The sequence below is a fragment of the Mycolicibacterium vinylchloridicum genome (assembly GCF_013404075.1).
GTDB lineage: Bacteria > Actinomycetota > Actinomycetes > Mycobacteriales > Mycobacteriaceae > Mycobacterium > Mycobacterium vinylchloridicum.
Genome location: NZ_JACBJQ010000051.1, coordinates 22,947 through 33,776, shown reverse-complemented (window position 1 = coordinate 33,776; position 10,830 = coordinate 22,947). Strand labels below are relative to the sequence as shown.

11 protein-coding genes are annotated in these 10,830 nt (G+C 65.1%); 5 read left to right on the top strand and 6 right to left on the bottom strand.

From position 1 onward, the window contains the following. Positions 1-323: 323 nt before the first annotated feature. The gene (locus HPC46_RS27810) at positions 324-485 is read left to right on the top strand and encodes a hypothetical protein (protein WP_179475398.1); all 162 of its coding nucleotides are present in this window, start codon (positions 324-326) and stop codon (positions 483-485) included. Positions 486-708: 223 nt separating this feature from the next. Here the strand turns inward: HPC46_RS27810 and HPC46_RS35200 are convergent, their stop codons facing one another. Continuing rightward, positions 709-1,497 carry a methyltransferase domain-containing protein gene (locus HPC46_RS35200; RefSeq protein ID WP_233716773.1) on the bottom strand — a complete coding sequence of 263 codons (789 nt, stop codon included), beginning with the start codon at positions 1,495-1,497 and terminating at the stop codon, positions 709-711. Next, positions 1,494-3,071 carry a radical SAM protein gene (locus HPC46_RS35195; protein WP_325096797.1) on the bottom strand — a complete coding sequence of 526 codons (1,578 nt, stop codon included), beginning with the start codon at positions 3,069-3,071 and terminating at the stop codon, positions 1,494-1,496. Before HPC46_RS35195 ends, HPC46_RS35200 begins: the two co-directional genes overlap by 4 nt. A gap of 219 nt (positions 3,072-3,290) precedes the next feature. Between HPC46_RS35195 and HPC46_RS27800 the strand changes: the two genes are divergently transcribed. The 3 genes from HPC46_RS27800 to HPC46_RS27790 all read left to right on the top strand — a co-directional run bounded on the left by HPC46_RS27800 (position 3,291) and on the right by HPC46_RS27790 (position 5,999). Continuing rightward, entirely contained in the window at positions 3,291-4,673 is a 1,383-nt protein-coding gene (locus HPC46_RS27800) for a dihydrolipoyl dehydrogenase family protein (RefSeq protein WP_179475397.1), read from the top strand. Positions 4,674-4,879: 206 nt separating this feature from the next. Next, on the top strand, positions 4,880-5,554 hold the full coding sequence (locus HPC46_RS27795) for a haloacid dehalogenase type II (protein ID WP_218894741.1): 675 nt from the start codon (positions 4,880-4,882) through the stop codon (positions 5,552-5,554). Positions 5,555-5,603: 49 nt separating this feature from the next. Further along, on the top strand, positions 5,604-5,999 hold the full coding sequence (locus tag HPC46_RS27790; protein ID WP_179475395.1) for an SRPBCC family protein: 396 nt from the start codon (positions 5,604-5,606) through the stop codon (positions 5,997-5,999). A gap of 393 nt (positions 6,000-6,392) precedes the next feature. Here HPC46_RS27790 and HPC46_RS35190 read toward each other — a convergent pair whose 3' ends face one another. Then, positions 6,393-7,172, bottom strand: coding sequence for a phosphatidylglycerol lysyltransferase domain-containing protein (locus tag HPC46_RS35190; protein ID WP_233716771.1), 780 nt, complete (start codon positions 7,170-7,172; stop codon positions 6,393-6,395). Continuing rightward, the gene (locus tag HPC46_RS27780) at positions 7,169-8,152 is read right to left on the bottom strand and encodes a DUF302 domain-containing protein (RefSeq protein WP_179475394.1); all 984 of its coding nucleotides are present in this window, start codon (positions 8,150-8,152) and stop codon (positions 7,169-7,171) included. Before HPC46_RS27780 ends, HPC46_RS35190 begins: the two co-directional genes overlap by 4 nt. A gap of 259 nt (positions 8,153-8,411) precedes the next feature. Between HPC46_RS27780 and HPC46_RS27775 the strand changes: the two genes are divergently transcribed. After that, entirely contained in the window at positions 8,412-9,362 is a 951-nt protein-coding gene (locus HPC46_RS27775; RefSeq protein ID WP_179475393.1) for a patatin-like phospholipase family protein, read from the top strand. On the opposite strand, the gene HPC46_RS27770 is transcribed toward HPC46_RS27775, so the two are convergent. Continuing rightward, positions 9,316-9,870, bottom strand: a complete 555-nt coding sequence (locus HPC46_RS27770) for a CDP-alcohol phosphatidyltransferase family protein (RefSeq protein ID WP_233716769.1) — start codon at positions 9,868-9,870, stop codon at positions 9,316-9,318. The two genes, HPC46_RS27775 and HPC46_RS27770, sit on opposite strands and share 47 nt — an antisense overlap. A 52-nt stretch (positions 9,871-9,922) precedes the next feature. After that, positions 9,923-10,675, bottom strand: a complete 753-nt coding sequence (locus HPC46_RS27765) for a TVP38/TMEM64 family protein (RefSeq protein WP_179475391.1) — start codon at positions 10,673-10,675, stop codon at positions 9,923-9,925. Between the last annotated feature and the right edge of the window lie 155 nt (positions 10,676-10,830).

Below are 10,830 nucleotides of genomic sequence, written 5' to 3'. Positions count from 1 at the left end.
CAAGGTCGAAGTCGTAGCGTGACAAAGGCATTACAAGCAGCTCAGTCCTAGAGGGTGCTTCCGCAGGGAAGGCGCCGTGGATGCCGGAATAGTGCAGCCTCCCGATATGTGCCGTTTGCCAGCCTTCTGCTTCGCGCGGTACCGCGTGAAGTTTGTGCTTGTGTCGCGCATCGCTGCGCGTCGGCGATCGCAGGCGGAAGCGTGGCAGCGGGGATGCTGGGATTGCACGAGTGCGACAACCCGGTGTGCGTGAAGATCGCGGCCGACATAGAGGTTCGATAGCACAGTCGTTTTCTGGCTCCCTGGACGACAACATGGGGCGGATGGCGCGGACGCGTCGCGGCGGTGGCCGGCATGCGGTGCGGCGTTTCGCCAGACGCGGTGCGGCGCGAACGTTCGGTGGCTTTACGCGATGCGGTGAGCCACGGCTGGGCGCCGCCGCGGTGCAGGCGGCGCCGCTTGGCGAGCAGGTCGCGCAGTCGTGACCGCAGCGTCCCGCTGAGGAGGGGTGTCTGCGGTGTCGCGGGGGGCCTGGCGGGGCTACGCGGGCCGTGGCGGGTGTTGTCGCAACGCCGACCTGGACGGGGAGTGCCGCGATCTGGGAATTCGTTCGCAACGGCCAGAGGACATGGCGTCAGCCCCTTGACCGGGCGGCTTTCGACAGGCCTGGAGGGGAGGGCGTCGATGCCGTGCAACCCCTTGGGCGCTCTATCCTTTCTCCGCGACGATGAGCGCGTAGCCGAGCAGTCCATCGGATATGGCGCGCCGGACGATATCCATGAAATTCAGTACGTCGTCGACGTTGATGCCGGCAGCGACGATGCGTTCCTTCTGGGTCATCCGCATCAGGTGTACTCGCGCCTCGGCTTGGTCGAGCATCCGTATCAGAGCGGTGTCATGCGACTCGGCATGAACGGTCGCCAGTCCGGCGCTGTCGAGAATCGCACGATACTGGCCGACGCTTCGGGCGTCGGCGACACACGCTACCCAGGCCGCGACGGTGCTCAATTCGTCGGGGAGCCCGCCGTGGCTGACGGTGACGTCGGCCAGGCCGACACGACCACCCGGCCGCAGTATGCGAGCGAATTCCTCGGCGGCTGTCGCTTTGTCCGTGAACGTGCAGAATGCGCACTCGGTGAGAACGGCATCGAAGCCATTGTCGGGTAGGGGTATTCGCTCGGCGTCCCCGACGTGGAACCGGACTCTGTCGGAGAGTCCAAGGCGTTTGGACATGCGTTCGGCCCGCTGCACGGCCGGCGCTGCGAAGTCCACTCCGTCGACGGCGACGTCGTACTCGGTGGCCAGCAGCCATGCGGTGGCACCGGGTCCCGAGGCGATGTCGGCGACCCTGTGACCGGGACGAAGTTTCACCAATCCCGCCAGCCTTCGGGTCAATGCCGCGCCGCCGGGATGGTATGAATCGCCGAGGAGCAGAGCGACGGCATCGGACGAGTAGACCGCGGCGCAACACGACTTGACGTCCTCCGGAAGGCTCATCGACGAACGGCTTTCCGACCGATGTTGGTGGTATCGGGTGCCACGGCGTCACTGCGGCCCGGATCGGCCAGTTTCGAGCCGTGCGGTGATCGGCCCAGGATGGGCTGCAGTGGGGTCGCGTTCGGGACTACGTCGGGAACCGGCACCCCGGTCATGTCGGATCGCACCTGTTCCCGGTAGCCGACGGAGTTGTAGGCGCAGAACGGGATGAGTCGACCGTCCGGTGTGATCTCCTCGACGCAGCATTTCATGAGCTGTCTCACGTTCAGGGTGTAGGGATCCTGGAAGTCCTGTACGACGATCATGAACGCCGAGTCGGTGATGTTCGCAAGCGCTTCAGGTAGGTTCACCCCACACGCGTCGGCGCAGTCCAGGGCCTGCGCGGCCCGGCTCAGGTGCTCGGCGGTGGCGTCGGTACCCATGAACGCTGATGCACTCCAGAGCTTTTCGAGGGCTGTGCGGATCTCGTAGTCGGGGACCACTCGGTTGCTCACGTAGTCCAGATAGTCCTCGACGTCGAGGAGTCGCGGGATCGGGACCACGTGCTCACCGTCGGTGATCAGGTAGGTGACCGAGCGGCAGGTGGGGAAGCAGCACGGTACGGGGAAGAAGTCGTCGGCGCGAAACCAGTCGGGGAGTTGCGCGGCGATGCCGTGGATGACGTCGGGGTTGGTCAGCCGCGTCATGGGGTCGAACTCGAGGTGCCGACCGGCATGGGTGACAGGTTGAAACGCCACTGAACGCACGGCGGGATGCGCGATGCCGTATCGGATGATGGCGCCCAGTTCGTGGTCGTTGACGCCGCGTTCGACGGCGGCGACCAAGGTAACGGTCAGACCTGACTCGGAGCAGTTGTCCAGGGCCCGGCGTTTGATGTCGCGCAGGTCTCGTCCTCGGATGTCGAGGTGGGTCTTGGCATCGAATCCGTCGAACTGGAGGTAGATGTTGACTGGACGTCCAGGGCGGTTGCGGGCGCCGAGTTCGGCAACGAAGCGTGGGTCGGTTGCCAGCCGAATCCCGTTGGTGTTGAGGTTGACTGCTTTGATCGGCCGAGCCTGTGCAGCGTCGATGAATTGCAGGATGTGTTTGTGGATCGTGGGTTCACCGCCGGAGAACATCACCACTTCGGGCTCGCCTTCGGCGTCGACGAAGGTGTCGAGCATCCGCTCACATTGTTCGAGTGTGATCGAGTAGCCATCGGGCTGGTGTCCGGAGTCGGCGAAGCAGATCGGGCAGTCCAGGTTGCAGTTGGTGTTCACTTCGATCAGACCGAGGCAGGCGTGCTGTTTGTGGTCCGGGCACAGGCCGCAGTCGGACGGGCAACCGTCGCGGACCTCGGTCTGAAATCGAAGCGGGATGGTGCCCGGCTTGTTGAACCTCAAGGAGTCCATGTACATCTGCGCATCGCCGTAGATCAGTGCCTCGAATTCGCCGTGCTCGCGGCATCTCTTGCGCAGATAGACCTTGTTGTCACGAATGTTGACCTGCGCGTCGGTCACGACCTTGCACACCGGGCAGATCGACTTGGTGTACTCGACGAATACCTCGTCACGGTCCTTCTTCGCATCGATCACGCCATTCACGCCCTTCGCTCGGTTAATCCTTGTTCTCGGGCGTGAGTCTCGACCGGTCGATACCGCTGCGTGGTGAAAAGGTCAGCGCGCTGACACCCTTGGGGCCAACGGTTTCGATCCGCGGGTGGCCGTCGGGATTGTCACGGCACTGACAGTCGGTGTTTCCCGATGCGGTGTTGTGGGTTGCCGCATGTGGACCAACGACTGAATGGAGCTTCGATGACAGCCGACACATTCGACGTAGTGGTGATCGGAATGGGACCTGGCGGTGAGGCCGCCGCGACGAGGTTGTCGCGCGCGGGCTTGACGGTGCTGGGCGTGGAGGGGCGTTTGGTCGGCGGCGAGTGTCCGTACTACGCGTGTGTGCCGACCAAGATGATGATTCGGGCGGCGAACACGTTGGCTGAGGCCGGCCGTGTCGGCGCTCTGGCGGGTTCAGCGGCGGTGCGCCCCGACTGGGGTCATGTGGCGGGTCGAATTCGCGCCGAGGCGACGGATAATTGGGATGACGCGGTGGCGGTTGCCCGATTCGAGAAGGCCGGTGGTCGCTTTGTGCGGGGCTGGGCCCGGATTAGCGCTCCCGGCGAGGTCACGGTCGACACGACAACGGGTTCGCGGGTCTTTCAGGCAACGCAGGGGATCGTCCTCAATCCCGGTACGCAGCCGGCCGCACCGCCGATCCCGGGGCTTGCGGACACACCGTATTGGACGAACCGGGAGGCAGTGGCAGTCAAGGAGGTTCCGTCGTCGTTGATCGTGTTCGGCGGCGGCCCGGTGGCCAGTGAATTCGCCCAGGTGTTCGCGCGGTTCGGTAGTTCGGTCACCATGCTGGTGCGCAGCCGTTTGCTGTCGCACGATGAGCCCGAGTCTGGCGAGGTTCTGGGGGAAGTTCTCGCCTCTGAGGGCGTCACCGTGCGCACCGGCGTTTCGGTGACGCGGGTGGCGCATGATGGTCGACGCTTCACCGTCTCGCTCGACGACGGCGTCGTGCACCACGCCGAGCAGCTACTGGTCGCGACGGGGCGGCGCGCGGACCTCGCGGCTCTTGGCGTGGGCAACCTCGGTTTAGACGAGCAGTCGCCGACGATCGAGGTCGACGAGCGGATGCGGGCGGGCGACAGATTGTGGGCCATCGGTGACGTGACCGGTCGCGGCGCGTTCACCCACATGTCGATGTATCAGGCCGATATCGCCGCCAGCGACATCCTCGGTGCGGCGACCCGAGCGGCGGACTATCGCGCAGTACCGCGGGTGACCTTCACTGACCCGGAGGTTGGAACGGTGGGTGTCACGGAGGCGATGGCACGTGCCGGTGGGGTGTCGGTGAGGACTGGCATCACTCGGGTGCCGTCGTCGTCGCGTGGCTGGATACACAAGGCGGGTAATGACGGGTTCATCAAACTGGTTGAGGACGCCGACCGCGGTGTGCTCGTTGGCGCGACCTCGGTCGGTCCGGCCGGCGGCGAGGTGCTGGGCGCGCTGGCGGTCGCCATTCACGCCGAAGTGCCTGTAAGGACCTTGCGCGACATGATCTTCGCCTACCCGACCTTTCACGGCGCCATCGCAGCGGCACTGAAAGATCTTGGCGATCAGGCCGATTAAGCAGACACTGTCATCGTGCTTACACTCGCGAGGTCGGTGCCGTCTCGGTGTGCTCGAATCGTGGCCACCAGTTTGGAGCACTCACCCACGGGGTCGTGAATACGGCCGCCAGATCCCCACTCAGGGCCCCGCCTAGCCCACCGCGGAGAGCTTTCTGGCGGTGACGCAGGGTGTTCCTCGTGAGGCATTCTCGAAAGGAGGCCATGGTGGTTCACCGTCCTCACGCCGTCGCTTTCGACGTCGTCGAGACGTTGATGTCGCTGGAACCGTTGCGATCGAGGTTCGTCGACGTCGGGTTGCCCGAATCAGCCCTGGAGCGGTGGTTTGACCGGATGTTGCGCGATGGCATGGCGGTCACGCTGACGGGCGACTACGCGACCTTCCCCGCCGCTGCGGAATCGGCCCTGAGCGTGATCGCGGGGAGTCGGCTCTCCGACGAGCAGGTGCGCTACGTCCTCGATGGCCTGGCGACGCTGCCGGCGCACGACGATGCGCGCGCAGCGATGCGATTGCTTGTTGAAGCGGATGTTTCAGTGGCGTGTCTGAGCAACGGAAACCGGAACAGCACAGAGGCATTCCTGGATCGCAGTGGCCTGAGTCAGTACGTGGACCACGTCATCGGCGTCGCCGACGTACAGGCGTGGAAGCCGTCACCGGCTGTGTACGAGCACGCGTTGGCCGTCATCGGGCTCCCGGCGCACGACGTCGGACTCGTCGCGGTGCACGCGTTCGACTGCCACGGCGCCCACGCCGCCGGACTGACCACCGGCTGGGCACATCGGCTCGAGCGGCACTATCCCGACATCTTCACCCCCGCAGACGTCATCGGTGACGACCTTGTAGAGGTGGCCTCCGGCCTGATCGCTCTGCAGCGTGCCTGAGCGCCGCTTCGATCGTTGACACCACCGCCACCCCGAAGGAGAACCATTCATGACCACAATGCGCACGCACCTGACTATCGACCGCCCGGCGGATGCCGTCTGGGCTGTCGTCAGCGACGCCGGCAACATCTCCTGTTGGTTTCCGGCAGTACAGACGTCGGAAGCCGCCGGTGGGGAGCGGCACTGCGTCCTCGAGGGAGGGGTTCCGCTCGATGAGGAGATCGTCACCAGCGACGACGAGCTGCGTCGGTTCCAGTATCGGATCGTCGGTGGAGGGATACCCGTCGCGTTCCACCTGGGCACGATCGACGTCCTCGATCACGGGGATCGAAGCTTGGTGATCTACAGCACCGAGATCGCCCCGGATGAGGTCGCCGGCACGCTGGGCCCGGCGATCGAAGACGGCCTACGCGGATTGAAGATGTACTGCGAATCAGGAAACTGAGGCCCGGTGCGACTGCGTGCGCGTTGTGTTCTGCCGCTGAGCATTTCGCGCGGGTAGTTCGTGGGGCCTGAATTTAGCGGGGTCTTCGCGGAGGATGCGTCGCGCGCTCAGCGTGTGCGCGCCAGATGCCGAAGAACCAGATCGACAGGATCAGAAGAAAGTAGCTCAAACCGAGAATGTCCATATGAGTGAAACACTGCTCGGTGTGTGACCCACGCAACGACTGTCAGCGCAGTGACGATACTGGCCCGCATTACAACGGCGTCGTCGAGAGCGCACGGCCTGAACGTCGGGCTGTCCGCGCATGACGGTACGCATGACGGCAATGGACGCCAAGGACGTGCATCGCGTGTTCTCCACTGTTGTGACACGTGTCTGGGTTTCGTCAGGACATCATGTGATGTCGGGCGGTCGACGATCGCTGCGGGCTCGCAGGACACTGCGCACCAGAATCCATAGAGGAGGGATGCGTGCACCGAAACGGTGCACGAGTACGCCGAGCATGGCCCCGAATACGGCGTGCGCGGCGTAGACGGTGATGTGGAATTCGGCAACGGTGACTGAGGAGAACACACCGCCGATGCCGAGAGTGCGCGGCAGGGGCCCGGCGACGAACCCGAAACCCAGTGCCAGCCCGTAGGCCGCACCGATTACCGCGCCCGCCCAGGCGCCCCGCACTGCCGGGAATCCTCCGATGAGGACGGCGAAGACCACACCGAACATCGCACCGTTCCAGAAGTGGTCGAGATATCCGATGGTGGTCGACATCGTGTTCGGTCCGAGCATGATGCGCCCGGCGAGTTTGACGCCCATGAGGGTTGGCAAGTCGCCCGGCATCGAGTGAAACACCCGGAACCCAATGATGCGTACGACTTCCAAGCCGAGAGTGGCGATTATGCCTGCGACCCCTCCGAGGATGATCGCGTGCCCGAGGCGGCGAAAGCGCAGCAGCGGCGCGGTGATCAGCATCAAGGCGAGCACTCCCGCGGCGGGCACGCCGATGTGAAGCACCAATGTCTGGAACTCCCAGCGCCCCGTTGCCGACACCGCGAGAAGTGCGGCCCCCGAAGCCCCGGCGGCGGCGAGGACGACCCCGGTGGCGACGAGTTCGAGTCCGCTGCGGACCCTGGTTCGCCCGGAGGGGGCGGTAGTGGTGAGTACGTTCTGAGTCATTGCACCGCGTCGGTGATCATGGTGAGTGCAGACGCCATTTTCGCGCCCCCGCTGGCCAACTGGGGGTCCACAGCGCTGAACAACGGCTCGGGGTTGAAGTAGCTCACATGGGTCTTACCGTCCTGGTCCGCCCACACCAGCACCCGGATGGGCAGAACCGTGCCGATGGCGGCGGTCTGCTCGAAGAACGTCTTGCCGACTGCGGGATTGCCGACGAAGAAGGTGTGGGCGCCCCTGAGTCGCAACCCGGTGGTTTCCAGTGCCCCGGCTTGGTCCAGATCGCCCAGGATCATCATCCCGTTGGTTGACACCGCCTGCTTGAGCCTGTCGACGGCGTCATCGAAGCTGCCGTTGGTGTCGACGGTGACCAGCGAGGCGTTCTGGGCGGAACCTGTTGCGCTTTCGCTGCCGGGTCCGGCGGCAGCCTGGGTGATCATCGCGGCGGCATCGGCCATCTTCTGGCCGCCTTCGCCGAAATGCGGATCGACGGCCCGAAACAGTGGACTGGGGTCGAAGTAGCTGATGTTGGTTTGGCCGGCGCTGTCTTCCCATACGTACATCTGCAAGGGTAGGACCGTGCCGATGGCGGGGTTCTGCTCGAAGAACATCTTGCCGACGGCAGGGTTGCCGACGAAGAAGGTGTGGGCGCCTGTGAGTTGGAGTCCGGTGGTTCGAAGCGCTCCGGCTTGGTCCAGTTCGCCGAGGATCATCATTCCGTTCGACGACACCGCCTGTTTGAGCGCCGCGACGGTGGCGTCGAACGGTTGGCTCGACGGCGTGGTCACCAGACTGGTCCGCAGCGACTGAGCCGAGTCCGGGGCAGCCGGGGAGGGCTGTGATGGTGCCACTGTCGATGCCACCGATGGCGTAGCGGTCGTGGTCGTCGCGCCGCCGCATGCCGATAAACCGAAGGTCGCGATGGCGGCTCCGGCGGCGGTGGCTAGGAGCAGACGTCGAGAGCGAACTATGTTGGCGGTCATGGGTTTCCTTTTCTTGATGGGAAGCGGCGCTGTCGCGGCCCGGTGGAACACCGGTCTTACTGGTTGCCAATAACTCTCGGCTGCAGTCGGTTTCGATGTTGTACAGCGTGTTCGTACTCGCTGAGGAGAATCAGTCGCCCGGCACTGTCATCGGCATGACACTGTCGAGCCCATGTCCGCAGTCCGGGAAGGTTCAGACCGGCACTCGTTGTTCACTAGTCAACAGAACCGACTGCCGGTTCGGGAGCAGGAGGTTCGGATGCTCGATTCGGACGGCGTGACGGCTGGGCCGATCGCCTTCGTGCTCTCCGGCGGCGGGAGCATCGGCTCGATTCAGGTTGGCATGCTGCACGCACTCTACGAGCGCGGTGTCCGGCCGGACTTCATCGTCGCATCGTCGGCAGGCGCGCTCAACGGTGCCTTCCTCGCGTCACGGCCGGCGACGGTGACCACTGCACGAGAGCTGGGCAGGATTTGGTCGGAACTCCGTTCGCGGGACGTGTTTCCGATCCGATTCAGCGTGGACGGCCTGCTCGGTATCGCCGGCAAGCGGAACCACCTGGTGAGTTCGGCGGGATTACGGAAGCTGGTGGAGCGCTGGGTCGAATTCCGAGAACTCGAGTCAGCGCCCATCCCACTTCACATCATCGCCACCGATCTGTTGAGCGGCGCCGAGGTCGTCCTGTCACATGGGTCCACCCAAGCAGCGGTTCTGGCCAGCTCCGCCATCCCCGGCGTTTTCGCCCCGGTGGAGATCGACGGCCGCGACTTCGTCGACGGCGGCGTTACCGACAACACGCCTGTCGGTCAGGCAGTCGCTCTGGGCGCATCCCATATCTACGTGCTGCCGACCGGCTACGCATGCGGTCTGCACGATTCACCGCGCAGCGCATTGGGGGTGGCCGTGCATGCCGTGACGTTGATGATTCAGCAGCAGCTGGTGCGCGATATCCGAGCGGTGCCCGACCACGTTGGGTTGACGGTCATGCCGCCGCCGTGCCCGCTGCCCGTCGCCCCGACCGACTTCTCGCACGGCAGCGCACTGACCGAGCGTGCGCTGAAGCTGAGCCGCGACCTCCTGGCACAGTCAGCCACGGGCCACACCCATACAGTGCCGCCGGCAATGCGGGCGGCGGTCCATCTGCACACCCCGGGTGCCGGTCTCATCTCAAGGATCGGTAGCCCGCCACCATCCGTTGCACCGCACTGATCGCCACGACGCCGGCCCACAGCACTGCAATCTGCCATGCCACGGTGGAGAAGATCAGCCATAGGCTGTGCACGACAATGGTTTCCGCGCCTTCGGCGAGTCCGCCGAGGAACGACAGCGATCGTCCGTCGTCCAGGGTCCGGCCTGATCTCTCGGCGATGGACGAGAAGGCGAGGAACGCCGTTCCGTTGATGTAGTACGCCAACAGCACCAGCAGAAAGGGCCACCACGGCGCCCCGTGGGCCGTGGTGGCGCCGAAGGCCACCCCGACCACCGTGGCGCCGTAGACCAGAAAGTCGGCGGTGATGTCGAAGAAACCCCCTGCACCGGAATCGGATTCGTCGGGGTCGCGCGATCTCCGCACTCGCGCCACCGGCCCATCGAGTCCGTCGGCGAGGCGGGACAGAATCCACAGTGCCAACGACACCCACCACCAGGTGGCGGCCGCGGCCGCGGCGCTGCCGAGACCCAGCACCAGGCCTACAGTGGTGAGCCGGTTTGCGGTCAAGCCAACTTGGGCGCCTCGTTCGGCGACACGGGCGAGCGGTCGTTCCAGGTGCCTACGAAGGTAATTGTCGAACATCGGTCGGGTCACCCTCTACTTGGTCGTCGCCCGAATCCAGCGGATCGCCGCCGACAGCGGAGCTGTTCTTGAGCCGTCGAGCAGCGTATCCGGCGACCACGGTGACGATCACGACCGCGAGTACCGCGGCGGCGAAGGGCCAGGACAGCGGCGACGTTCCGTAGGCGCCCAACGCGGTGTAGCCGACCGTGGCGGGGACGATGCCCACGGCGGTCCCGAGAAGGTAGTCGCGCTGGCGCACCGCGCTCAGACCGGCCGCGTAGTTGACGGCCATGAACGGAAACAGCGGCACCAGGCGCACCAGCAACACGGAGATCAGACCGCGACGTTCGAGCATGGCATCGATCGTGGCGATGCGGGCCCACCGGATGCGTGACACCCCGTCGCGGCCCAGGGACCGGGCCAGCAGAAAGGCCACCCATGCGCCGAGCGTCGCGGCGAATACCACCACCGCGGCCCCGACCGCTAGGCCGAAGAGGAGTCCGCTGGCAATGGTCAGGGCGCTGGCAGGGAACGGCGTCAGGGTCGCTCCGGCGTACACAGCTACGAATGCCACCACCCCCCACGCTCCGGCGGCGGCCACTTGGTCGCGCAGCGAAGCGGGATCGGGCAGCTCGGTGGTGAGTGCCAACGTGATCCCGCCCCCGATGAGAAGGGCGAGGATCGCCGCCTTGAGTCGGTAGTCGATCCGCGTCCGCGGTGGTGCTGCGTCGCGTTCTGGTGTCTGCATCAGGCTCCATCGTCGTCGGTATTCACGATGGGAAGGCTTCGAGCGCGTCACTGTGTTCCCGTAGGCGAAGATTGCGTCGAATCTGCGCGGCCGCTCAGTGGGGTGGCCCGCCTGTCAAGAGGAGTTCTCGTGTCTCACCAGCCAACGTACGGCTT

What these genes read in the sequence shown, in the direction of transcription:
- HPC46_RS27810 (WP_179475398.1), top strand. Translation starts at nt 324, where the DNA reads ATGGCGCGGACGCGTCGCGGCGGTGGCCGGCATGCGGTGCGGCGTTTC.
- HPC46_RS35200 (WP_233716773.1), bottom strand. Translation starts at nt 1,497, where the DNA reads ATGAGCCTTCCGGAGGACGTCAAGTCGTGTTGCGCCGCGGTCTACTCG.
- HPC46_RS27800 (WP_179475397.1), top strand. Translation starts at nt 3,291, where the DNA reads ATGACAGCCGACACATTCGACGTAGTGGTGATCGGAATGGGACCTGGC.
- HPC46_RS27790 (WP_179475395.1), top strand. Translation starts at nt 5,604, where the DNA reads ATGACCACAATGCGCACGCACCTGACTATCGACCGCCCGGCGGATGCC.
- HPC46_RS35190 (WP_233716771.1), bottom strand. Translation starts at nt 7,172, where the DNA reads ATGACTCAGAACGTACTCACCACTACCGCCCCCTCCGGGCGAACCAGG.
- HPC46_RS27780 (WP_179475394.1), bottom strand. Translation starts at nt 8,152, where the DNA reads ATGACCGCCAACATAGTTCGCTCTCGACGTCTGCTCCTAGCCACCGCC.
- HPC46_RS27775 (WP_179475393.1), top strand. Translation starts at nt 8,412, where the DNA reads ATGCTCGATTCGGACGGCGTGACGGCTGGGCCGATCGCCTTCGTGCTC.
- HPC46_RS27765 (WP_179475391.1), bottom strand. Translation starts at nt 10,675, where the DNA reads ATGCAGACACCAGAACGCGACGCAGCACCACCGCGGACGCGGATCGAC.